Consider the following 23,816-nt stretch of genomic DNA (forward strand, 5'->3'; position numbering starts at 1 on the left):
TGTTTACGCTGTCAATTTCAATATTTTCAATGAACTTCTAGAATAATAATCTCATGCATTTAAAACAATCATTATAAATCCTATCTTGTAGAAATACTAGAATCGAACTAGTAGACTTTTTATCAAAATCCTTACCAAAATCTCTGTAATCTTTTTGCCGTATTTGTTAGCGGGTGCAAATATATAAACTATTTCTATTCCAACAAGAAAAAAAATACTTTTTTTTTAAACCCCTTTAAAACTAAAAAAACTGAACGAAGCTGCCGAAAATTTCGGACTGCAAACATACAACGTTTTTTAATCATAAACCAAATAAAAATAAACCTTATTTTTAATAAAATCTAAACAACCTTATCAAAATTAAAACCCAATCTAATCCTACAATACAACAACTCAATGAACATCACCAACAAAACAAAAATCCCCGTTAGCGGGTGCAAATATACACCCTCTTTCTAATCTCACAACTATTTATCAATACTTTATCCAAAAGTATCATAACAAAAAACGTAAAACACTTGTTTAAAGCTATTTACAATATCCAATTTTTTGTGGAATTTTATGAATATTTTTCAAAACAACTATTTTCAACCCAAACTACTATGAAATACCCTTATTTTCACATCAATAAAACATAAAAAATCAAATCCTTTTTGGCCCTTTAAAAAATTAAACCTTGTCACAGCTATTTGGGATATAACCAAATAAATCAACTACTAGAGATTCAAAAGACAATTCTTTATTATTCTAATTTAAGTCTTAAAAAAAACAGTCATAAATCAAAGCTATTTTTCACCTATTTAATCGATAAAATTGAAAAATAATCTAAAACTATATTAGAAATCTCGTTTAACCATCAAATGACTAAAAAACAATAAAATTTAAAAGTAATGACTATTATATTAGCGTTTAAGAAACAATCATACTAATACCGAAAGCCATCAATACTAAACATGAATACATTTATTCTGTGTATATCTTTATATATGCATATATTGCAAATCAAAACAAAAATTAATTATGAAATTGAAAAGTATGAATAAAGTAACTAAGTTGTGGCTTACATTGTTTTTTGTAGGGCTAACAATTTCTTGTGATGTCTCTTATTTAGATAAAGACATAGATGACATTTCCTGGAGTGGCAATGTAAAAATACCTGCCGGGTTTATAAACTACAATTTATCTGAAATATTTGACGATTTAGGTAGCAGTAATCTTGAACCAACCTCTACAGAAGAGTTTAGCTTCAGCTACACAGAAACCTTTTCAGGGGAAAACAATGATGCATTTAATGTGGACATTGATGATACTTCAATTGAAAGTTCAATAGAAAGCCCCATAACTGAAGACGATTTGACTGCTATCGGGGAAACTTTTCCTTATACAATAACTGCAGAAATAGCACCTGGAGTTGCAAATCCTTTGATTGGGACCTACAGCAGAGAAAATCAAAAAATACATGATTTAGAGTTAACTCAAGAAATTACTGGTGTTGAATTTAATGAAGGTAATATGAGTATTACTTTTAAGTCCGCAGTAGATACGAGTATAGAACTTACATTTACAATACCATCATTTACAAAAAAAAGTGATGGAAGTATTTATACAAAAACAATAAGTATAAATGGAAGAACAGACGAAACTATTTCAATTGACTTAAGTGAATTTAATGGAGACCTCACCAATGACGGAACAGGAACAGGTAAAACTAACAATAAAGTTGTAGTTGATCTTGATGCAACTTTTACCTTTGCCGCTGGCAATAATATAGATGCAAACGATGCAATTTCTTACGAAGCTAAAATAACCAACATTGCTTACGATGTTATATATGGAGACTTTAAGCAGGAATCCTTTAACGTTTCTTCAAATACTATAGATTTAGGAGACTTTTTTGATAACTTTAGTGAGGGAAATGTAGCATTTGACAATGCAGTAATGTCTATAAATGTAAGTAATGATTATGGTTTCCCTATTAGTATGGATTTATCTTCAGTTAAAGCTGTGAATGCTAATTCTTCTTTAAACCTAAGCTATACAAGTAATTCATCACTACCTAATACCATTATTATTGATGGAGTAGAAAATTTTGGAGATAATGCAAAGGCTACAAATCAAACATTAGATGACTCTAACTCTAACATAAGCGCTTTATTAGAGTCTAAGCCTGCGTTTTTAGAGTTTGATATTTCTGGAAAAGCCAACCCAATTGATGATGGTAATCCTAATGAAAATTTTTATGCTGCTATTAATGACGGTTTTAATGCAGACATATCTATAGATTTCGATAAAGTAAGTTTAGATAAAGAAATAGATTTTAGTGGAGGGGAAGATTTGAGTGACTTTGATTACATAAAATTATTAATAAATGTAGAAAACAAAACTCCTTTAACTGGAGATATCCTATTAGAATTCAAAAATAGTAGTGGCCAAGTTGTGCATACCGAATCTATAAATGCTTTTCAAGCTGCAAATGTAAATGATACTGGAGAATCTAATGGTGTTGCAATACTTTCAAACTTTGAAATTGAATTAAATCAAAATGAAATTAATGATATAATTGATGCTGACAAAATAAACGTTAGAGTAATATTACAACTGCCTACTGGACGTGATTCTGTTATGATAAAAGGTAGTGACGAATTAAATGTTGCAGTAGCTATTGAAGCCAATGCAAATATAATATCTGGAAATTAAGAAGCTATGAAAAAAACTATATACTCAACTATACTTTTGTTTTTTATTTTAATGAACAATGTTAAAGCACAAGACTATTTATCATTTTACAACTTAGGAGACTATGTTATACAAACTCAAAATATTTCACCTATATATTTACCAAAATATAAGGTAAACTTTGGTACGCCTCTTAATATTGGTTTTAATCTTAATTCAGGAATTAAATTAAATGATATTTTAGTAGAAAGTGGAAACAACATTAAAATTGATTTTAATAACTTGAATGCATCGGCAGCAGATGCCAATGTTGTAGCTACAGATATAGTTGCAAATATTTTTATGCTGGGTTTTAAAACTAAAAAGGGATCTTTAACACTTTTCGCAAATGCTAAAAGCAATTTGGCTTGGGAATTTTCAAAAGATTTTACAACAGTCGCTGCTAATGGATTTGGTGAAAGTTTTTCATTAACTGCAGAAAAATTGGGTTTTACTTCTTACAGTGAAATAGGAATTGGAGTTACAAGAACATTTTTAGATGACAAACTTTCTATAGGTTTAAGATTAAAATCTCTTAGTGGAATAGCGCATTCTTCTTTAGAAGATGGTGCACAATTTTCATTAGACATAAACCCTGCAAACTTTCTTTGGACACTAAATACCACCAATGCTACCGTAAATACTTCTGGTGTTTCTGATACAGCAGATATCATCGCTTTCTTTGGGAAAAATAGTGGTTTTGGGATGGACATAGGTTTGGGGTACGAAATAAATGAGAAATTTTCTTTTGAATTATCTATTAACGATCTTGGTTCTATAAACTGGAAAGACAATGTAACCAACTATAATTTGCAAGATGTAAGTAATGGTGTTTATAATGGATTTGATTTTCAGAATTCTGGAAATGTACAAGATGAAATTGAGAATGCTCTAAATAATGTTTTAGGCGCAACTGAAAGTCAAGAAAGTTTTAAGTCGAAAATAGGATCAAGAACTTTCTTTTCTGCAAAATATAAAATGTCAGAAAAAAATGTTTTTCGAGCTACTTATTTCTACAATAAGAATCCTTATATAAGCATTAAACCTAGTTATGCTTTAGGCTATAACAGAGAATTAAACAAAACTACTTATGGTTTAGTTGCAAGTACTGGTGGAAACAATGGCGGTTTTAGACTTGGAGCAAACCTTGCTGTACAATTAGGCTTTTTGCAATTATATACTGCTTTAGATGACCTTTCTAGTATTGGTGGCAAAGTTCAGGATTCAAATACTGCTAATTTTAGATTCGGTATGAATTTCCTTTTTAAACAACTAAATAAATCGAAAGTTAAAATAGATAACGAAGAGCAAAAAAAAGAAGAACTTTTAGAGGAAAACAATGAATAAATCCATTATAATAAAATAATATTTCAAAAAAAAAAAAGGTAGCAATTTTAGATTGCTACCTTTTTTTATTTCCTGTTTGCTTTCTTTTTTTCTTTTCCCGAATCTTGGCAAACATTTGTTTATAGACCTCAACATCTATTCTGGCTCTTTTTGATGCTATGATTTTAGTAAAATCGAAATTAAGTTTTGATTTTTGCTTTTTCAGCAAATCATCTTGAAATGCACGTTGTAATATATCCTCTATTAAAAAGTCTTCATTTGTAGTTTTTGGATGATATTCATCTTTTAAAGATAATCTAAAAACATTTGCTGTTGTATTATACCAAAATGCTTTCCAACCACTTCTTAATCCTTTTATATTGTTGAAAACAGTTTTTCCTGTTTGGCGATGAATTAACTTTATTAATATACGACCTTCTGTTTTGGTCATTTTTTTTATTTGATCTGTAAATTCACCTTCTATATATTTCTGTATTTGTTTTGTATATTTTTTGCGTTTACGTCTAGATTTTATCCTTGTTAATCTGAGGTTTAAACTATCTAGCTTTTCAGAGGCTAGTTTTGCAAAAGGATAAGCCCTGAATACTTTTCTACGAAACCATAAATAATAACGAACATCTACTTTAGAATTAAACTTTTGTTTTGGTAAGATTGAAAATTCATTTAAATTAATCGTTAATGTATCTCCTGGACTTACAAAAACATAATCTTCTATATTTTTTGGCAAAGAATCTTTTTCTCTTTTTTGGGACAAAGCCACAAAAGAGAATATCATTATATATATGTACAGAAGTTTTTTCAAATTTTATTTTTTATTTAACAAAACTAAGAACTCAGAAACCTTTTTTTTTGATCTTTCTGGAAAAATAGGTCGCATCGTTTCGTTATCACACTAACTAATTTTAGTTATAAAATCTTGTTCAGAAATTATTGCTATACCTAAATCTTTAGCTTTTGCCAATTTACTTGGCCCCATATTATCCCCAGCAACAATATAATTTGTTTTTTTAGAAATAGACGAACTCACTTTACCTCCATTATCTTCAATAGCTTTTTTAAGTTCATTTCTAGTCATTTGATAAAAAACACCAGAGACCACAAATATTTCTCCTTGTAATTTATCTGTTAAATTTTCTAAACTTTCTGCCGAAACTTCTAATTGAATTCCTGAAACTTTTAAACGATTTATTAGTTGAATATTTCCTAAATCTGAAGAAAAATCGATAATACTTTGGGCAATTCTGTCTCCTATTTCGTCAACCGAAATTAATGTTTCGAAATCTGCCGTCATTAATTTGTCTATAGATTTAAAATGTTTCGCTAATTTTTTAGCAACCGTTTCACCTACAAAACGAATTCCTAATGCAAATAAGACTTTTTCAAATGGAATTTCTTTTGATTTTAAAACTCCTTTAATAATATTTTGTGCAGATTTTTCTGCCATTCTTTCTAACGGAATGATTTGTTTAGCTTTTAAATCATATAAATCCGCATAGTTTGTTATTAAACCTTCTTTACGAAGTAAATCAACAGTTTCCCCTCCTAAACCTTCAATATCCATTGCTTTTCTGCTAATAAAATGCTGTATTCTACCCGTAATTTGTGGAGCACATCCAAACTCATTCGGACAATAATGCTTCGCATCTCCTTCTTTTCTAATCAGTGCTGTTTTACATTCCGGACAAATAGTTGCATACACTGTTGGTACTGAATTTTCTGGACGCTTTGTAAAATCTACCGCAATAATCTTCGGAATAATTTCTCCACCTTTTTCCACAAAAACAGTATCCCCTTCTCTAATATCTAACTTTTCAATTTGATCTGCATTATGTAACGAAGCTCGTTTTACAATGGTACCTGCCAATTGTACCGGTTCTAAATTCGCTACTGGCGTAATTGCACCCGTTCTTCCAACTTGGTATGTAATTCCGTGTAAAATCGTTGAGACTTGCTCTGCTTTAAACTTGTAAGCAATAGCCCATCTTGGAGATTTTGCAGTATAACCTAGTTCTTCTTGTTGTTGTAAATTATTAACTTTAACAACAACTCCGTCTGTTTCATAGGGTAAATCATGACGTTTAATATCCCAAAATTTAATAAACTTAAAAACATCCTCAATAGTTTTTGTTGCTTGTAAAGTTTCTGGGACTTTAAATCCAGCTTTTCTTGCATTTTTTAAACTTTCAAGATGTGTTTTATATTTTCTACTATCCGTTACTAAATGATACAATAAACAATCTAAAGGACGTTTTGCAACTTCTGCACTGTCTTGTAATTTGAGACTCCCACTGGCAGTATTTCTTGGGTTTCTATAAGGCTCCTCTCCAATATCTATTCTTTCTTCATTCATTTTATGAAACCCATCAAAAGGTAAAATAATTTCTCCACGAATTTCAAAATTACTTAAAAAATCATCTTTTAAAACTAAAGGAATAGACCGAATTGTTTTAATATTTGCAGTTACATCATCTCCTTGAAAACCATCTCCTCTTGTTACAGCTTTTACGAAATGGTTATTCTGGTAAGTAAGATTAATTGAAGCACCATCAAACTTTAATTCACAAGTATATTCAACTTTATCTGTTCCCAACATCTTTTTGATACGCTTTTCCCAATCTAACAAATCTTCTTTAGAATATGAATTATCTAAAGAATACATTCTATTTTTATGAGAAATGGTTTCAAAGTTTTTAGTAATTTCTCCTCCGACTCTTTGTGTTGGTGAATTTGAATCAAAAAAAATAGGATTTTCTGCCTCCAATTTTTCTAGTTCTTTTAGTTTTATATCGAACTCAAAATCAGAAATTGTGGCATTATCTAAAACGTAATAATTATAATTATGTTGACGCAACCCTTCTCGAAGTTCCTCTATTTTTTGTTGAATTGTCATTAAGCTAAATAATTTTTCTTTGTCAATCTAAAATGACTAAGATTAGTTTCAAAAATAATATAATAAATATAAAACGCATCATAATTATAATTCTATTTTATGACCTAAATAACAACTCTGTAACATAAGTTACATAAAAAAATTTCATGATTTATATCATACTTTAATCAACGATTACAAATTAAATTTGAATTGTAAATGATTAATTATGAAAAACTTAGTGATTTTAGGAGCAGGAACGGCAGGAACAATGATGGCAAATCATTTGGTATCTAAATTAAAAAAAGACTTTTGGAAAATTACCATTATTGATCAATATAAAACACACTATTATCAACCAGGATTTTTATTTCTACCGTTCGATATATACACATCAAAACAAGTTAAAAAAAATGGAAAGAAATTCATTCCAAAAGAGGTAAATTATATTCAAGAGAAAATTGAAAAAATTATTCCTGATAAAAATGAAATTCTACTTGAAAGCAATAAAAAGTTAGATTATGACCTACTAATAATCGCTACAGGAACAAAAATTGCACCTGAGGAAACCGAAGGAATGGCAGGACCGATGTGGCATAAAAACATTTTTGATTTTTATACATATGAAGGAGCGAAAGCCTTAAGAGATAAATTTAGAGAATGGGAAGGTGGAAAACTCGTTATACACATAACAGAAATGCCTATTAAATGCCCTGTTGCTCCTTTAGAGTTCGCTTTTCTGGCAGATTCTTATTTCAAAAACTCAGGAATAAGAGACAAAGTTGATATTACTTTTGTGACTCCTTTAGACGGAGCATTTACAAAACCAAAAGCGACACAAGCACTTCATTATTTATTAGAGGAAAAAGGAATAAAAGAAGTGACCGATTTTAATATTGAACGTGTAGATTATGAAAATAATAAAATTATTGATTATGCAGATACTGAAGTTGATTATGATTTATTAGTAACAGTTCCTACCAATATGGGAGATTCTTTAATAGAAAGGTCAGGCTTAGGAGATGATTTAAATTTTGTTCCCACAAACAAAGCAACACTTCAAACAACAGCAAATGAAAACATTTTTGCGCTTGGAGATTGTACTAATTTACCCGCATCTAAGGCTGGTTCTGTTGCACACTTTGAAGCAGAGATTCTAACCGAAAATATTTTAAGATATATAGATGGTAAAGAATTAAAAGAAAAATTTGATGGACATGCCAATTGTTTCATTGAAACTGGTAACGGGAAAGCTCTTTTAATAGATTTTAATTACACACAAGAACCAGTGGAAGGTACTTTCCCTTTTCCTGGAGTCGGCCCCTTAAGTTTACTGAAAGAAAGTAGAATAAATCACATGGGGAAAATGGCTTTTAAATGGATTTATTGGAATATGCTTATCAAGGGAATACACATTCCTTTTGTATCCGTAACAATGAGTAAAAAAGGAAAACAGCTTAATTAAAATAGAAACTAAAAAATAATATTATGCAAAAAACATTAGCACAAGTAAAAGTAAATGTAAACGAAGAAGGCTATTTAACCGATTTTAATCAATGGACAAAAGAAATTGGTGCTGAAATTGCCAAGGAACAAGAAGTTGAAATGACAGATAAAAACTGGAAAGTAATAGATTATATTCATGATAAATTTAGAAAGGAAGAAGCATTATCTATTAGAGGTATTAAAAAGAGTGGTGTAATAAACATTAAAGAATTTTATAAATTATTTCCTGGAGGGCCTCTTAAAAAAGCAACAATGATTGCAGGAATACCAAAACCAAAAAGCTGTATTTAATCCAAAAACAAATTATCATGGGAAAAACAAAAGTTAGAAAAATGCTTTTTATCTTATCTAAAGCTACAATAGAAAATGTCTATGCTGCTTTTATTATGGCAAATGGAGCAAGAATGGAAGGTATTGAATCAGAAATATTTTTTACTTTCTTTGGATTAGAAGCAATTCAAAAGAAAAAACTAGAGCATTTAAGAGTTGCAACAGTTGGGAATCCTGCAATGCATATCCCCACAATGCTAGGCGGTTTGCCGGGAATGGAAGCTTTAGCTACTAAAATGATGAAAAAAGAAATGGAAAAATTAGATATGCCGCCTGTTGGTGAGTTTTTAGAAATTCTTTCTGATTCTGGTTGCAGACTATGGGCTTGTAAATTAGCGGTAGATATGTTTCACTTAAAAAAAGATGATTTAATTGATGAAGTAGAAGACATTATTACTATTGGTGATTTTTATGCAAGAGCAGATCAAGAAAATACACACCTCTTATTTATATAAAACAATTAATTATTTCATAATAAAAAAACCCAAAACAATAATTTGTTTTGGGTTTTTAAATATGCATTTAACATACCTGTTTTTTAATAATAGGTATATCTTCTGACTTTTGCTATGTGTTTGGCCAAACGCATTACTTGATGAGAATAACCATATTCATTATCATACCAGACATAAATTACAATAGTTTCTTTATCCGTTATGGTTGATTTACTATCAAAAATTGAAGGTGCTGTTGTACCAATTATATCTGCTGAAACTAGTTCATTATCTAAAGAATATTTAATTTGCTCTACCAAATCACCTTCTAAAGCATATTTTTTCATAATTGCATTTATTGAATCTGTTGTGATTGGAACTCTTAATTGTAAATTTAAAATAGCTAAAGAACCGTTTGGAACAGGAACTCTAATTGCATTTGATGTAAGCTTACCTTCTAATGATGGTATTGCTTTTGAAACTGCTTTCCCTGCACCAGTTTCTGTAATGACCATATTTAAAGCTGCTGATCTTCCTCTTCTGTATTTATCATGCATGTTATCTACCAAATTTTGATCGTTTGTGTAGGCATGAATGGTTTCTAAATGTCCTTTTTTTATTCCGAAATTATCTTCTAAAACTTTTAAAACTGGCGTAATTGCATTGGTAGTACAAGATGCTGCTGAAAAAATATCTACTTTATCGGGATTGTATTGTTTGTGATTTACGCCATGCACAATATTTGGAATTCCTTTACCTGGAGCCGTTAATAAAACCTTACTTGCTCCTTTTGCTTTTAGGTGTCTGCTTAATTCTACATCATCCCTAAAAGCACCTGTGTTATCAATAATTAAAGCGTCATTAATATTGTAGGCTGTGTAATCTATCTCTTCTGGTTTATTGGCAGAAATCATAAAAACGGTTGTACCATTTATAATTAATGCTTTATTTTCTATGTCTGTTTGCACTGTCCCTAAAAAATCTCCATGAACAGAATCGATACTTAATAATGATGCTCTTTTTTCTAAAATAGATTGCGTAATTTCTCCACGAGTTACAATCGCTCTTAATCGTAATTGAGAACCTTTCCCCATTTTAGTCATTAATTCTCTTGCCAACAACCGACCAATTCTTCCAAAACCATATAAAACAACATCTTTAGGCTTAATATCTTTAAAATTAGTAACATTTCTTAGTTGCTTTTTTACAAAGGCTACTTTATCTAGACATCCACTAGGGTTTAAATGACATTCGTAAGCTAATTTACCAATATCTAACTTAGATGATGGTAAATCTATTTTCTGAATTGCCTTGGCAATGCTTAATGCATCTTGTATTGTAATTGCTTTATTTACAAACTCTTTAGCATAATCTATTAAATTCAGAACTTCACTAGCTCTTTTATCTACTAATGTATTTCTAAACAATACTAATTCTATAGATTTATCATACCATAAGTCGTTTACAATATTTATAAATTCTATTGTAGCTCTTCTGGTTTTTGCTTGCAATGCAACTTCTTTTTCGTAATCTAAATTTAAGGACATCTATATATAACTAATTTAAAATTTTTACAAAAGTATTTCTTTTTTTGAAAACACGAAATCGATTTCGTTAAAATCTTTAACCCACAAAAAAATCCTGATAAACTATCAGGATTCTTGCTTTTAAATTTTAAACGTATTATCTATCTGAAACGTAATCTTTCTTTTTCCCCGTCAGTATTTATCATTTCAATAACAATAGAATATCTACTTTGTGCTACATTTTCTAATATTTTTACAGCTTCATCAGCAGTTTCAATTTCTTGATCATTAATTTTTGTGATGATAAAATTCTTTAAACTGTCTTTAGACTCTCTTTCTCCAGTATTAATAATCTTTACACCATTATTAATATTATTCTTTTTTAATTCATTTTTTGATAAATCTTTCAATTCCCAATTAAACGTTTTCGAAATAAACCTTTTTACTTTCTTACTTAATTTCACATTTTTAGTAACAAGTTTACCTTCTCTTTCTACCGTAATATTTACAAAATCACCGGGTCTTTTTGCTGTTAGTTGCCCCCTTAATTCAGAGAATTTTGTAATTTTTACGTTATTTACTTTCACAATCACATCCTCTTTTTGTAATCCAGCATTCGCAGCACCTTGCCCTTCTTCAACACCTACAATTTTTACACCTACAATTTTGTCATTATCAACTGGTGAAAAACGGATACCTATTACCGCTTCTTGCACAGCACCATACTCTAATAAATCGTCTACAATTTTCTTTGCTATATTAGATGGCACTGCAAAAGAATACCCAACAAAAGAACCTGTTTTTGAAGAAATTGCAGTGTTAATTCCAACCAATTCTCCTCGTGTATTTACCAAGGCTCCTCCACTATTTCCTGGGTTTACAGCTGCATCTGTTTGAATAAAAGAATCAATTGCTGTGTTACCTTCTAAATCTCTTCCTTTGGCACTTACAATTCCTGCCGTCACCGTAGATGTTAAATTGTAAGGATTACCAACAGCTAAAACCCACTCACCGACCTTAATTGTATCAGAATCAGCAAAAGGAACATACGGCAAATCTATTTCTGTCTCAATTTTTAATAAAGCAATATCGTTCTCCTTATCAGTTCCTATTAACTCTGCTTTGTATTTTTTCTTGTTATTTAAAGTAATTTCAATTTCGTTAGCACTATCAATAACATGATTATTAGTAATAATGTAGCCATCAGAAGAGATAATAACTCCACTTCCTGTGCCTACTTGCTCAAACTTTCTTGTTCCACTTCCATTTCCGTAGAATAATTCTGCAAAAGGATTTTTCTGTGTTCTAATTGCGGTATTTTTTACATGGACAACAGCATTTAAAGATTTTTCTGCTGCCAAGGTAAAATCTATGGCTGCCGCCGCAATAGCCGTTGAATTGCGCGTAAATGTTGGATTATAATTTGTTTGCACTGTTTGCGTCTTTTCAGGCACAGTTCTTTCTATAATTACTGTGTCATTAAAGAACATTTTGTAACCACCCAATGTAAGTGCTCCGCCTAAAACTGCTATTCCTAATAAACCCAAAAGTTTCTTCATAATTATACTTTTTTAATATATCAAATATACAATTTTAACATTTTCAAAAAATCTGTTTAACTTGCTTTTAACGGACTTTAACCACTTTTTAACAAACTTTTTTTATTCTTGAAATACTTATCTTTGTCCTATGAATTTGACTTTTTACAAATATCAAGGTACAGGAAATGACTTTGTGATGATAGACAATAGAGCAAAAACCTTTCCCAAAGAAAAATCTGACTTTATTTCTCATTTAGCAGACAGACATTTTGGTGTTGGTGCAGATGGTATTATTTTAATTGAAAATGAAAGTAATTTTGATTTTAAAATGATTTATTTTAATCCTGATGGTAGCCAAACTTTTTGTGGAAATGGTGCTAGATGTGCTGTTGCATTTGCCAAACGATTAGAAATCATAAAAGATAAAACTACTTTTATAGCCGTTGATGGTGAACATTTTGCAGAAATTAAAAATGATATTATTTCTTTACAAATGATTAATGTTAATAATATACAAGTAAACGAAAATTCAGTTTTCATGCATACAGGAACCCAACATCATGTAGAATTGGTGGATGATTTAAATGAGTATCCTGTTTTTGAAAACGGAAAAGAAATAAGAAATAGTTATCAAGATCCAGGAAGTAATGTAAATTTTGTTCAGCAAATTGACGCTACCTCTTTTAGAGTTAGAACTTATGAAAAAGGCGTAGAAAACGAAACGCTTGCTTGCGGCACGGGTGTTACTGCAGTAGCAATTGCTATGCATAAAACGAATAGGACTAAAAGTAATGTAGTTTCTTTATCCACAGAAGGTGGTCATTTAGAAGTTTCATTTACAGAAGGAAAAGGAATTTATAAAAACGTGTTTTTAAAAGGACCAACAAAATTTGTTTTTAAAGGAACAATAACTATTTAACTTTAAATTATTGATTACATACAAACATAGAAAAATGTCTATCCAGTAAAATAATGTTAACTATAATTCTATGCAGTCAAAAAATAAAATAATAACAAATGTCATTATCTGGTGAAAAAATAATTTTACGTGCTTTAGAGCCAGAAGATTTAAACTTTCTATATCAAATAGAAAATAATGAATCTTTTTGGGAAGTTAGTCATACGCAAGCTCCATTTTCAAAATATATTTTAAAACGATATTTAGAAAATGCTCATTTAGATATTTATGAAAGCAAACAACTTCGCTTGCTCATTGAAGAAAAATCAACGAGAAAACAAATTGGTATGATTGATTTGTTTGATTATAACCCGCAACATAAAAGGGCAGGAATTGGAATTTTAGTTCATCCTGATTTTGAAAAAAAAGGATTTGCCTCTGAAGCTTTATCAATTATCATAAACTATTCTTTTTCTCATTTACAAATGCATCAATTATATGCAAATATTACATCGGATAACATAAAAAGTTTAGCCTTATTCAATAAATACAACTTTATCAAAACTGGTGTAAAAAAAGATTGGATTTTATCTGAAGGAAAATTTAAAGATGAAGTTTTATTTCAGTTGATAAAAGAGTAATTTTGCAGTTCTTTAAACATAAAAAAACTTGAGTAAAAAATTTATATATACCGTTACCGCTACCATTATTTTAATTGGTGGAATTTTGGCATACAACTATTATCAAAAAATATTCGGAAAAACAATTACTAAAGAAACTGTTCTTTTTGTATACACTGCAGATAGCTTAATCGATGTAAAAAATAAAATATCTGAATTTTCTAAAAATCCTAGCACTTTCCTCTTAGTTGCAGCAAAGAAAAACTTTTCTACACCCAAATCGGGAAGATATATTTTAAAAAAAGGTATGTCCAATAATGATATTGTTAATATGCTTAGAAGTGGGAATCAAACCCCTGCAAAAGTATCCTTTAATAATCAAGATACTTTAGAAAAATTAGCTGGTAGAATTGCAGAACAACTAGAAACTGATTCTATTTCCATCATTAAATCGTTTACTGATGAAAAATTTTTATCCGTAAATAAATTATCAAAAAAATCTATTTTACAAATTTGCATTCCTAATAGTTATGAGTTTTATTGGAATGTATCTGCCGAGAATTTTAGAGACAAAATGTTAGCTGAATACCATCGCTTTTGGAATTCTAAAAGATTAGAAAAAGCAAAAGCATTGAACATGTCTATTGATCAGGTAATTGCTTTAGCATCCATAGTGCAAAAAGAAACTGCGAAAACAGAAGAACGTCCAATTGTTGCAGGTTTGTATTTAAATAGATTAAAAAGGGGCTGGCCTTTGCAAGCTGATCCAACAATTATTTATTGTATCAAAGAAGTTAAAGGACAAGATTACATAGTAAAAAGAGTTTTAACGGCTGATTTGGAAATAAATTCACCTTACAATACATACAAAAAGAAAGGTTTACCTCCTACTTTGATTGCAATGCCCGACATTTCATCTATTGATGCTGTCTTAAATTCAACGAAACACAATTATATGTACATGTGCGTAAACGTTGACAAGTTAGGGTATCATGCCTTTGCAAAAACACTCGTTCAACACAATAGAAATGCTGCTAAATATCATATTTGGTTAAATAAGCAAGGTGTAAATAGATAAAAATCAATTCTGTAAAAAATTAAGGATTTAATTACTTAAATCACAAGAGTAAAGGGAATCGTTATCCAGAATCATCAATAAAACACCTTTAAAAGAGATTATTTATAATTTTTATAAAATTAACTCACTGATGGTCAATTACATTATAAATATGTTATAATTTTGCAACCGCAAAACAGAAAAATTATAAATATCAAAAAGGTTTTATTTTTTACGAGTTTGTTTTTACTATTTGTACACGCAATTTCAATGAATAGTAAATTAAAAGAAAACAACAATAAATCGTATCCAAAATTTTCAGATTACAACATTCCTTATTTACAAAATAATTTTGTTGCTTTTAAACAAGCACTCGCCTTTAAAGAATCTCAAGGAAAATATACTGTTGTAAATACCTTAGGCTATTTAGGAAAGTATCAATTTGGAAGAACTACTTTAGAACGTTTTGAAATTTACAACACCAAAGAATTTTTACAAAATCCAGAATTGCAGGAAAAAGCATTTACTGCTTTATGTAAAGTAAACAAATGGATTTTAAGAAAGGACATTAAAAATTCTGTTGGTAAAACCATTAACGGGATTGAAATTACAGAATCAGGAATTCTAGCTGCTGCACATTTAGGTGGTGCAGGAAATGTAAAAAAATACTTACGAAGTAATGGAGTAAAATGCTTTTCTGATGCTTATGGCTCTTCTATACAAATATATCTGAAAAAATTTGGAGGCTATGATGTTTCTAGTATTGTCGCAGACAGAAAAGCAAAAGTGTAATTACTTTTGAATAATAAAAATAGCTGGCTTTTTGTGCAAGTCTGGTTGTTGATGTTTCCAATCTTTTACCATCATTGTTTTTATATATTCGGTTGGCAGCGTAATATCTACAGCAATACACAAATAAGTTGTTGGCGCTAAAGTTGCTTTTAAATCTGCAAACATTTTTTCATTTCTATAAGGAGTTTCTATAAAAATTTGAGCTTGATTTTTATCCTTAGATAACTTTTCTAAATCTTTTAATGCTCGTTTTCTATCTCCTTTATCAATTGGCAAATAACCATTGAAAGCAAAATTTTGTCCATTCATTCCAGAACTCATCATTGCCATTAAAATAGATGATGGCCCTACTAAAGGAACAACTTGTATGTTTTTTTGATGCGCTAATTTCACTATAGTTGCTCCTGGATCTGCCACCGCAGGAACTCCAGCTTCAGATAACAAACCAATATTAATTCCTTGTTGGCAAACATCTAAATATTTATGAGTTTCTATTTCTTCTGCATATTTGTCTAGCAACATAATATGTAAAGAGGACTGTTGTTTTTTAGGTGATATTTTTTTGATAAACTTTCTAGCTGACTTCTCATTCTCAACAATATAATAATCTATTTGCTCTACCACCTTTTTTACAGATAAAGGCATTACTTCTAAAGGTTCTGTCTCGCCCAGAGTTGTCGGAATTAAATAGAGTTTACCTGTCATTTTTTTTAGATTTAAGACAATTTATTTGCTATGATTTCACAAGCTTCTTCTAACATTGTATACACATGTTCAAAACCCTGATTTCCTCCATAATATGGATCTGGAACACTTAAATTTTGAGTAGGATGTATTTCATTTAAAATCATTTGCACTTTACTCTCCTCTTTTTGATTTCTTGCCAACATCAAAATATCTTGATAATTACGATCATCCATCACAAAAATATAATTAAAAGTATCAAAATCTTTGATTGTAAATTTTCTTGCTTTTTGATCTGCAATATTAATTCCGTATTTTCTAGCAACTTCAATTGAGCGCTTATCAGGAGCATTACCTTTATGGTAAGCTGCAGTTCCTGCTGAGTCTATAAGAAAATTTTGAGGATTCATTTTAGATTTCAAAATACCTTCTGCTAAAGGTGAACGACAAATATTCCCTAAGCACACCATTAGTATTTTTATCATGATAAAATGAAATTTTTAGAAAGTTAACTTCTTCGTTAAATCGTCAACGTATTTTCTAAACTGTTTATCAGTCTCTGTTAGATTATCGACTGTTTTACAAGCATGTAAAACAGTTGCATGATCTCTTTGTCCAATTTGATTACCAATACTTGCTAAAGATGTTTTCGTTAATCTTTTCGCAAAATACATTGCTAATTGACGTGCTTGTACAATGTGTCTTTTACGAGTTTTAGATTGTAAAGTAGCAACATCCATATCAAAATATTTAGAAACCTCTTTTTGAATGTAATCTATAGAAACTTCTTTTTTGGTGTTTTTTACAAATTTATCTACAATCTGTTTTGCCAATTCAATAGAAAATTCTCTTCTATTAAAAGAAGCTTGAGCAATCATAGAAATAATTACACCTTCCAATTCTCTAACGTTAGATTTTATGTTTTTGGCAATATATTCGATAATTTCTTCAGGCATTTCTACACCATCTCGGTACAATTTATTTTGTAAAATAGAAATTCTTGTTTCGTAATCTGGTGCTTGTAATTCCGCAGATAATCCCCACTTAAAACGAGATAATAAACGTTGTTCAATATCTTGCATGTCTACAGGTGCTTTATCGGAAGTTAAAATTACCTGTTTTCCATTTTGATGTAAATGATTAAAGATATGAAAGAATACATCTTGTGTACCTACTTTACCAGATAAAAACTGAACATCATCAATTAGTAAAACATCAATCATTTGATAGAAATGAATAAAATCATTTCTTGTATTCGATTTTACAGAATCTATGAATTGTTGTGTAAATTTCTCTGAAGAGATATATAGCACTGTTTTATCTGGATATTTATCTTTTATATCCACACCAATGGCATGTGCTAAATGTGTTTTTCCTAAACCTACTCCACCATAAATTAATAATGGATTAAAAGATGTCCCTCCAGGTTTATTCGCAACCGCCATTCCAGCTGAACGAGCTAATCTATTAGAATCTCCTTCAACAAAATTTGCAAAACTATAATTAGCATTTAATTGAGATTCAATTTTCACTTTCTGTAAACCAGGAATTATAAAAGGATTTCTTAATTCTCTTTTACTCGACTCCAATGGTACAGTAACTCTTTGAGGTTTTAATGGATCTCTATTTGAGCTTGGTATTTTTACAATCTGTGGCCTATTACTGCTATAATTATTTTCCATCTTTACATCATAAATCAATTTGGCGTCATTACCTAATTGTCTTACTAATGCAACACGTAATAATTTAATGTAGTGCTCTTCTAACCATTCATAAAAAAATTTACTTGGTACTTGAATAGTTAATGCTTCTCCAGAGAGTTTTACGGGCTTTATTGGCTCAAACCATGTTTTATAGGCTTGAGGTTTAATATTATCCTTGATAAAAGATAGACAGTCCGTCCAAACGGATTCCGCAGTATAATTCATTTATTAACTTGGTAAAATTCGAGATTCTTATTTTAATAAAAACTTTATCTTATCTTCTTCTAAGGCTACACAAAAGTGTGAATAAAATTCAGTATAAAAAAATCAATTTGCTATTGATTACTAACTATTTTTTACGTATAATCGTTAAAATTATAAACGTTTAAACCTATTGAAAAAATCATCAACAAAAACTAGGGTTCGATATTCTGAAACGGATCAAATGGGGGTAGTATATCATGGTAATTATGCACAATTTTTTGAATTAGGCAGAACTGAATGGTTACGGAATTTGGGGGTTACATACAAATATATGGAAATAAGCGGTATAATGCTTCCTGTAATTTCATTAAAATGTAATTTCATTAAATCTGCGCGCTATGACGACGTTTTAACCATCGAAACTTTTTTAAAGAAAAAACCAATGGTGAAGATTGAGTTTGATTATAAAATTACAAATCAAGATGATGAGTTAATTTGTACAGGAAATTCTGTTTTAGCTTTTATGAATATGAAAACGGAAAAACCAACAAGATGCCCTGATTATTTATTGGAAGGTTTAGGGTTTTAATTATTTATTTTATAATTATTTTTTTCACTACTTGTTGATCTCCTAAGATAATTTTAATAAAATATACTCCTGAGCTCAGATTCTTAATATTCAAATTTTCTTCAAAAGTGTTGTTTTTATATATCAACCTTGCAGTAGAGTTATAAATTTTTACGTTAGAAATTTTTGAAACATCTAAGTTTTTAGAAATATCAATTTTAAAATACTTTTCAGCTGGATTAGGATAAATTTTTATGGATGTTTCGTTAAATAAACTTTCCATATTTAAAGCATCTTCATTTACATATGGATCTGTACCATTTATAAGCTCCTCTAGGTTTGTAAAACTATCATTATCCGGATCATCATTTGCATCAAAAGCATATGAAAGCAACTCTTTAAGTTCCCATTCATCATCTAAACCATCTCCATCTACATCTGATCCAGAACCAGAAAAACTTGAATGAGTTGGATCTAATTTTGGCATTGAAGCATTTACTTCTTTTAAATAATCTCTTAACTTTATTGTTAAAGTTCTTGCTAATGTAGACTGAGAACCCGACAAATCTATATTTTCACCAATATCTGAAGATAAATCATGTAAAAGAATCTCCCCTGTTTCATATTCAACCATTAATTTATAATTTCCACTAACTAGCGCTGAACGTGGTTTCTTATTTGGGTTATTATCATAATGAGGTGAATGAAAATAGATTGGATTTGTTCTTGAAAAAGAACTTCCAGTTAGTAAAGGCACAATACTCTGCCCATCTAAATTTTCAGGTAATGCAGTTGTGCTTCCTGTTAGTTCTGCTATTGTTGGAAACAAATCATACCCAACAATTACTTCAGAATTACGACTATCTTGAATTATATTTGGACCTTTAACAATAAATGGAACCCTAATTCCGCCTTCTTTTATAAATGTTTTTCCAAATGACAAAGGTGAATTATCGGTGAAATTCATTTGACCCCCATTGTCAGAAACAAAGATCACATAAGTATTACTATCCAACCCCAAATTAGTTATTTCGTCTAATAACAATCCTAAGCCATCATCTGTATCTTCTGTCATTGCTGCATACTCCACATTGTCATGACGTGTTCCTATAGGTCTTTGTGCCTCATCATTATAAAGATCTATAGTTTCTTGTCTAGCCTCAATATCACTATGAACCGCATAATGAGAAAGTTGTAAAGCAAATGGAACTCCATCATTCACTGCATTTTGAATAAATTCAATAGATTTTGTTGTCAATTCAAATATTTTTTTAGGATCTGCTTGTACAGTTCCTCCTTGACTTCCATCTCCATTACTTGTACTACCATCTGTAAAATCAAACCCATTATTTGCTGGACTTGAGTCAGATGTATTTCCTTGATGCCATTTACCAAAATGTGCAGTTCTATAGTTCATTCCAATAGATTTTAACCATTCTGCATACGTAACTTCATTGCCATCTAATACAGTAATTATAGTTGGCTCAATTAAAATTTTACCTGTAGCAATTACATTATCTGTGTTTGTAAAATTAGTACGAGCTGGAGTTTTACCAATTAATATGCTATTTCTAGATGGAGAACATTTTGGAGCAGGTGCATATCCTCGAGAAAAAGTCATTCCTTTAGAAGCTAAAGATTCTAATTCTGAAGTTATATAATAATCACTTTTAGAGTCTAATAATGATGCATCCATTTGAACAGAAGTTCCTGTCCAACCTTGATCATCTAAAACTACGATTACAAAATTTGATTGAGCTGTTACATTGAACCCAAAAAAAGTAAAGCAACAGAGAATGAAAAAAAAATTAATGTAATTATTATTCAATTTTATGAGTTTTAAATTAAAAGACCGTAATCAAATTTTAACTTTGACCCTAATTATTTGAAATAGTTTAATCGTGTTTAACAATATCAACCTTATACAGGTTTTTAAAAATTTCAAAAATTGATTGTGCATCTTTTTTCCTGATGCAAATCACATATTCACAATCTAATTCTAATTTCTGGCTAACAATTGTTAAATTTTTCTCCTTCACAATTCTCATTACTTTATTCATCATATCGTATTGAAAATTCAATTGAAAGAAAATATCTATTGTTTTTTTAATAATTTCAGATGCTTGTAAAGTAATTTGTGCAGATGTTTTGTAAGCATTTATCAAACCACCAACCCCTAATTTTGTTCCTCCAAAATACCGAACAGAAACTATTAAAACATTGGTAACTTCAAAAGATTGAATTTGGCCATAAATTGGCATTCCTGCCGAATTATTGGGCTCACCATCATCATTGGCTCTATACTCGAGTTGCTCAATCCCTATTTGATATGCATAACAAAAATGACGCGCAGAATGGTGCTTTTTCTTTAAGAGATCTATAGCATCTTTAACGTCACCATCATTTAAGACAGGAAATGCATATCCAAAAAATTTACTATTCCTATCCTTAAAGAGTGTTTCTTCTGACGGTTTTTCTATAGTTTTGTATGCATCATTTTCCATTATGCCATGGCTACAATTACAATTCCAATAATTGCCAAAACAACTCCAATTTTATTTTTAACACTAAATTGTTCTTTAAATAATAAAATTCCCACCAAAGTAGAAACGATTACGATACCTACATTATTAATGGTAAACAATGTTGAACTTTCAAAACCTTTAGTTTGTAATGCTTTAATTAAAAACACAATTGAATAATAGTTTGGGACTCCTAAAACAATACCTGCAATAATATTTTTAACACCAAAAGAGGTTCTTTTTTTAATGGATTTTACCAGTAAAATAATTAAACCAAAAAAGGCCGCAATACCAAACAAACTTCCGGAAAAGACAGAAACTTCTTCTTTTGGCACATGAGTAACCTCCACATATTTTAAAGTTGTATCAATCGCACCAGAACCTAAAAATAATAAAATAGGTAATAATAAACCTGCATTTTTATGCGTTGTTTTTTCCTCTTTCACCGACGCTAAATAAACCGCTATTAAGGCAATAATAATTCCTGCTATTTTTAAAATTGTAACAGATTCATTATACAGAAAAACACCGAAAAAAACAGGAATAACTACAGACATTTTTCCGGCAACAGAAGCCACAGAAACTCCATTCTCGTGAGCAGTTTTTGCCATCACAAAAAAGATGGAAACAAACAAAGCTCCTAAAAAAACAGCTCCTAAAAACCAAGGTTGTTTGGGTATTTCTGTAACAGAAAAACTTTTTTCTGCAAAAGCAAACCCCATCGAAAGGGCAACAATATAATTTACAAATATCGCTTTTAAAATATCGACTTTATAAATGCCGAAATATTTAAAAATCACAAATAAACCTGTAGAAAAAAGTATACTTAAAAGTAGATAAATCAATTAATTTTATTTTTAGTGAATAATTCTGTAACGTCTTCTTTTTTAGGAATTAAATTCCAAACATGAATCCCCAATTTATTTGCTGAATCTGTGTTTTCTTTTAAATCGTCAACAAATAAAGTTTCATCAGCAACTAAATTATTTGCGTTTAAAACAAATTCATAGATTTCTGAATCTGGTTTCCTAAAATTAATTTCATGCGATAAATAAAACTGCTCAAAAGATTTTTCAAACGTATTATAAAAAACTTCTCCTAATGAATCTTGCACCCATTTAATGTGTAAGTCATTTGTATTACTTAATAAGAACAACCTATACTTTTTACTTTCTGATAATTCTTTTAAAAAATCTAAACGCTTTTTAGGAAAATCTAACAAAATAGCATTCCAAGCGTAAACTAAATCAGCCTTCGGTATTTCAAACTTCTTATAAAAAAAATCAATAAACTCATCAGTAGTCATCAACCCTTTTTCGTATTGATGATACACGCCAATCATTTCATCAGAAATTTTTGTGACCCCCAATTTTGCCATTTCTACAAATGTAGCCTGTTTATCTAGATTGATAAAAATATCTCCAAAATCGAAGATGATGTTTTTAATCATTCGAATATCTTTTTAAAATGTCATTTTTAATTTTTATTTCTGAAGTAATTTTTGCACAAAAAACAGGAGCTTTAATTCCTTTTATAAAAGAAGTATCTCCTGTAAAAACTCTTGCTTCATCCCATAAATTGACATCAATAAAAGTTTGTAAAGTTTGTGTTCCTCCTTCAATAATTACAGATTGAATTTGGTGTTTCTGTAAAACTTCACAGATTTGCTTCGCTATATTTTTTGAAAAATTAATGATTTCAAAAAAGATGGCTTTATCTTCTTGGAAATGAAAATGCTCTTTCGTTTCTGTAATTACAATGGTTTTTATACTTCCATCAAAAACATTTTTGTCTTTTGGAATTCTTAAATTGCGATCCAATACAATTCTTACAGGGTTATTTCCAAACCAACTTCGTACATTTAATTTAGGGTTATCGGCAATAACAGTATTTGTACCCACTAAAATTGCATGCTCTTCGCTTCTATATTTATGAACTAATTGCTGTGAAATCTTATTAGAAATCCAAACAGGTTTTTGCATATTTTTTGTTGATGGAGCAATAAAACCATCTATTGTTTCTGCCCATTTTAAAATGACATAAGGTCTTTTTTTCTCTTGTACTGCAAAAAATCGTTTGTGGTGCAATCTACATTCATCTTCTAAAACACCAACAATTACGTTTATTCCAGCTTTTCTCAAACGGCCAACCCCTTTACCGGCAACTAAATCATTAGAATCTAAACAACCAATAACCACCATTTTAAACTGATGCTTTACCAATAAATCTGCACATGGTGGTGTTTTACCAAAATGAGCGCAAGGCTCTAGCGTTACATAGATTGTTGCTTCTTTTAAAAGTGTTTTATTTTTAACCGAATTTATTGCATTTACTTCAGCATGATTTTCTCCATAAGCAGATGTAAAACCTTCTCCGATAATCTTATTATCAAAAACAATTACTGCTCCAACACTAGGATTTGGACGTGCATTTCCAATACCGTTTTGGGCAATTTGTAAACAACGTTGTATGTATAATTCGTGATTAATAATTTAATTAA

22 protein-coding genes are annotated in these 23,816 nt (G+C 29.8%); 10 read left to right on the forward strand and 12 right to left on the reverse strand.

What is annotated here, in order from left to right; translation table 11 throughout:
* Positions 1–1,035 precede the first annotated feature (1,035 nt).
* Positions 1,036–2,697, forward strand: coding sequence for a hypothetical protein (locus tag BLT88_RS10265; RefSeq protein WP_143741099.1), 1,662 nt, complete (start codon positions 1,036–1,038; stop codon positions 2,695–2,697).
* A 6-nt stretch (positions 2,698–2,703) separates the two neighbouring features.
* Complete coding sequence (locus tag BLT88_RS10270; protein WP_157691205.1) at positions 2,704–4,062, forward strand: DUF5723 family protein; 1,359 nt, start codon at positions 2,704–2,706, stop codon at positions 4,060–4,062.
* Between the two features lie 55 nt (positions 4,063–4,117).
* Here BLT88_RS10270 and BLT88_RS10275 read toward each other — a convergent pair whose 3' ends face one another.
* The gene (locus BLT88_RS10275; RefSeq protein WP_091954621.1) at positions 4,118–4,837 is read right to left on the reverse strand and encodes a DUF4294 domain-containing protein; all 720 of its coding nucleotides are present in this window, start codon (positions 4,835–4,837) and stop codon (positions 4,118–4,120) included.
* A 117-nt stretch (positions 4,838–4,954) separates the two neighbouring features.
* On the reverse strand, positions 4,955–6,952 hold the full coding sequence (gene ligA, locus BLT88_RS10280) for an NAD-dependent DNA ligase LigA (protein WP_091954622.1): 1,998 nt from the start codon (positions 6,950–6,952) through the stop codon (positions 4,955–4,957).
* 208 nt (positions 6,953–7,160) lie between these two features.
* Here ligA and BLT88_RS10285 point away from each other — a divergent pair, with 208 nt between their 5' ends.
* Genes BLT88_RS10285 through BLT88_RS10295 form a run of 3 tightly spaced genes read left to right on the forward strand, consistent with a single transcriptional unit; the run spans position 7,161 to position 9,222 of the window.
* On the forward strand, positions 7,161–8,396 hold the full coding sequence (locus tag BLT88_RS10285; protein WP_091954624.1) for an NAD(P)/FAD-dependent oxidoreductase: 1,236 nt from the start codon (positions 7,161–7,163) through the stop codon (positions 8,394–8,396).
* 23 nt (positions 8,397–8,419) lie between these two features.
* A complete protein-coding gene (locus tag BLT88_RS10290; protein WP_091954625.1) occupies positions 8,420–8,728 on the forward strand; it encodes a TusE/DsrC/DsvC family sulfur relay protein in 309 nt (102 codons plus the stop codon).
* Between the two features lie 17 nt (positions 8,729–8,745).
* Complete coding sequence (locus tag BLT88_RS10295) at positions 8,746–9,222, forward strand: DsrE/DsrF/DrsH-like family protein (protein ID WP_091954627.1); 477 nt, start codon at positions 8,746–8,748, stop codon at positions 9,220–9,222.
* A gap of 83 nt (positions 9,223–9,305) precedes the next feature.
* Here the strand turns inward: BLT88_RS10295 and BLT88_RS10300 are convergent, their stop codons facing one another.
* Together BLT88_RS10300 and BLT88_RS10305 are read right to left on the reverse strand one after the other, a co-directional pair.
* Complete coding sequence (locus tag BLT88_RS10300; RefSeq protein WP_036782367.1) at positions 9,306–10,748, reverse strand: glyceraldehyde-3-phosphate dehydrogenase; 1,443 nt, start codon at positions 10,746–10,748, stop codon at positions 9,306–9,308.
* 140 nt (positions 10,749–10,888) lie between these two features.
* Positions 10,889–12,286 (reverse strand): S1C family serine protease, encoded by a 1,398-nt coding sequence (locus BLT88_RS10305; protein ID WP_091954628.1) that lies wholly within the window; start codon positions 12,284–12,286, stop codon positions 10,889–10,891.
* A gap of 130 nt (positions 12,287–12,416) precedes the next feature.
* Between BLT88_RS10305 and dapF the strand changes: the two genes are divergently transcribed.
* The 4 genes from dapF (at position 12,417) to BLT88_RS10325 (ending at position 15,635) form a co-directional block, all read left to right on the forward strand.
* Positions 12,417–13,187 carry a diaminopimelate epimerase gene (gene dapF / locus BLT88_RS10310; RefSeq protein WP_091954630.1) on the forward strand — a complete coding sequence of 257 codons (771 nt, stop codon included), beginning with the start codon at positions 12,417–12,419 and terminating at the stop codon, positions 13,185–13,187.
* 98 nt (positions 13,188–13,285) lie between these two features.
* A complete protein-coding gene (locus BLT88_RS10315; protein ID WP_091954631.1) occupies positions 13,286–13,807 on the forward strand; it encodes a GNAT family N-acetyltransferase in 522 nt (173 codons plus the stop codon).
* Positions 13,808–13,835: 28 nt separating this feature from the next.
* The gene (gene mltG, locus BLT88_RS10320) at positions 13,836–14,864 is read left to right on the forward strand and encodes an endolytic transglycosylase MltG (RefSeq protein WP_091954633.1); all 1,029 of its coding nucleotides are present in this window, start codon (positions 13,836–13,838) and stop codon (positions 14,862–14,864) included.
* 249 nt (positions 14,865–15,113) lie between these two features.
* On the forward strand, positions 15,114–15,635 hold the full coding sequence (locus BLT88_RS10325; RefSeq protein ID WP_231959975.1) for a peptidoglycan-binding protein LysM: 522 nt from the start codon (positions 15,114–15,116) through the stop codon (positions 15,633–15,635).
* Here the strand turns inward: BLT88_RS10325 and BLT88_RS10330 are convergent, their stop codons facing one another.
* From BLT88_RS10330 to dnaA, 3 genes are read right to left on the reverse strand one after another with little or no spacing between them, the layout of a single operon-like run.
* A complete protein-coding gene (locus tag BLT88_RS10330; protein ID WP_091954636.1) occupies positions 15,636–16,340 on the reverse strand; it encodes an SAM-dependent methyltransferase in 705 nt (234 codons plus the stop codon).
* A gap of 11 nt (positions 16,341–16,351) precedes the next feature.
* The gene (locus tag BLT88_RS10335; protein ID WP_036782350.1) at positions 16,352–16,804 is read right to left on the reverse strand and encodes a low molecular weight protein-tyrosine-phosphatase; all 453 of its coding nucleotides are present in this window, start codon (positions 16,802–16,804) and stop codon (positions 16,352–16,354) included.
* A 15-nt stretch (positions 16,805–16,819) separates the two neighbouring features.
* On the reverse strand, positions 16,820–18,247 hold the full coding sequence (dnaA, locus tag BLT88_RS10340) for a chromosomal replication initiator protein DnaA (RefSeq protein WP_036782347.1): 1,428 nt from the start codon (positions 18,245–18,247) through the stop codon (positions 16,820–16,822).
* A 169-nt stretch (positions 18,248–18,416) separates the two neighbouring features.
* Here dnaA and BLT88_RS10345 point away from each other — a divergent pair, with 169 nt between their 5' ends.
* Entirely contained in the window at positions 18,417–18,815 is a 399-nt protein-coding gene (locus BLT88_RS10345) for a thioesterase family protein (protein WP_091954637.1), read from the forward strand.
* A 4-nt stretch (positions 18,816–18,819) separates the two neighbouring features.
* Here the strand turns inward: BLT88_RS10345 and BLT88_RS10350 are convergent, their stop codons facing one another.
* The 5 genes from BLT88_RS10350 to ribD form a co-directional block, all read right to left on the reverse strand.
* Complete coding sequence (locus BLT88_RS10350; protein ID WP_091954639.1) at positions 18,820–20,622, reverse strand: sulfatase-like hydrolase/transferase; 1,803 nt, start codon at positions 20,620–20,622, stop codon at positions 18,820–18,822.
* Positions 20,623–20,689: 67 nt separating this feature from the next.
* Complete coding sequence (locus tag BLT88_RS10355) at positions 20,690–21,298, reverse strand: YigZ family protein (protein ID WP_036787904.1); 609 nt, start codon at positions 21,296–21,298, stop codon at positions 20,690–20,692.
* Positions 21,298–22,161, reverse strand: a complete 864-nt coding sequence (locus BLT88_RS10360) for an EamA family transporter (RefSeq protein ID WP_091954640.1) — start codon at positions 22,159–22,161, stop codon at positions 21,298–21,300. The genes BLT88_RS10355 and BLT88_RS10360 overlap by 1 nt, the downstream gene beginning before the upstream one ends.
* Positions 22,158–22,766 carry an HAD family phosphatase gene (locus BLT88_RS10365; protein WP_091954642.1) on the reverse strand — a complete coding sequence of 203 codons (609 nt, stop codon included), beginning with the start codon at positions 22,764–22,766 and terminating at the stop codon, positions 22,158–22,160. The genes BLT88_RS10360 and BLT88_RS10365 overlap by 4 nt, the downstream gene beginning before the upstream one ends.
* A complete protein-coding gene (gene ribD, locus BLT88_RS10370; protein ID WP_036787896.1) occupies positions 22,759–23,808 on the reverse strand; it encodes a bifunctional diaminohydroxyphosphoribosylaminopyrimidine deaminase/5-amino-6-(5-phosphoribosylamino)uracil reductase RibD in 1,050 nt (349 codons plus the stop codon). Before ribD ends, BLT88_RS10365 begins: the two co-directional genes overlap by 8 nt.
* Positions 23,809–23,816 lie beyond the last annotated feature (8 nt).

The organism is Polaribacter sp. Hel1_33_78 (assembly GCF_900106075.1).
In the GTDB taxonomy this organism is placed as follows: Bacteria; Bacteroidota; Bacteroidia; order Flavobacteriales; family Flavobacteriaceae; genus Polaribacter.

Coding starts and splice junctions, on each gene's coding strand:
- ligA (WP_091954622.1), bottom strand. CDS start 6,952: ATGACAATTCAACAAAAAATAGAGGAACTTCGAGAAGGGTTGCGTCAA.
- BLT88_RS10285 (WP_091954624.1), top strand. CDS start 7,161: ATGAAAAACTTAGTGATTTTAGGAGCAGGAACGGCAGGAACAATGATG.
- BLT88_RS10325 (WP_231959975.1), top strand. CDS start 15,114: ATGAATAGTAAATTAAAAGAAAACAACAATAAATCGTATCCAAAATTT.
- BLT88_RS10315 (WP_091954631.1), top strand. CDS start 13,286: ATGTCATTATCTGGTGAAAAAATAATTTTACGTGCTTTAGAGCCAGAA.
- BLT88_RS10305 (WP_091954628.1), bottom strand. CDS start 12,286: ATGAAGAAACTTTTGGGTTTATTAGGAATAGCAGTTTTAGGCGGAGCA.
- BLT88_RS10265 (WP_143741099.1), top strand. CDS start 1,036: ATGAATAAAGTAACTAAGTTGTGGCTTACATTGTTTTTTGTAGGGCTA.
- BLT88_RS10365 (WP_091954642.1), bottom strand. CDS start 22,766: ATGATTAAAAACATCATCTTCGATTTTGGAGATATTTTTATCAATCTA.
- BLT88_RS10355 (WP_036787904.1), bottom strand. CDS start 21,298: ATGGAAAATGATGCATACAAAACTATAGAAAAACCGTCAGAAGAAACA.
- BLT88_RS10300 (WP_036782367.1), bottom strand. CDS start 10,748: ATGTCCTTAAATTTAGATTACGAAAAAGAAGTTGCATTGCAAGCAAAA.
- BLT88_RS10270 (WP_157691205.1), top strand. CDS start 2,704: ATGAAAAAAACTATATACTCAACTATACTTTTGTTTTTTATTTTAATG.
- BLT88_RS10290 (WP_091954625.1), top strand. CDS start 8,420: ATGCAAAAAACATTAGCACAAGTAAAAGTAAATGTAAACGAAGAAGGC.
- BLT88_RS10330 (WP_091954636.1), bottom strand. CDS start 16,340: ATGACAGGTAAACTCTATTTAATTCCGACAACTCTGGGCGAGACAGAA.
- dapF (WP_091954630.1), top strand. CDS start 12,417: ATGAATTTGACTTTTTACAAATATCAAGGTACAGGAAATGACTTTGTG.
- BLT88_RS10275 (WP_091954621.1), bottom strand. CDS start 4,837: ATGATATTCTCTTTTGTGGCTTTGTCCCAAAAAAGAGAAAAAGATTCT.
- BLT88_RS10295 (WP_091954627.1), top strand. CDS start 8,746: ATGGGAAAAACAAAAGTTAGAAAAATGCTTTTTATCTTATCTAAAGCT.
- BLT88_RS10335 (WP_036782350.1), bottom strand. CDS start 16,804: ATGATAAAAATACTAATGGTGTGCTTAGGGAATATTTGTCGTTCACCT.
- dnaA (WP_036782347.1), bottom strand. CDS start 18,247: ATGAATTATACTGCGGAATCCGTTTGGACGGACTGTCTATCTTTTATC.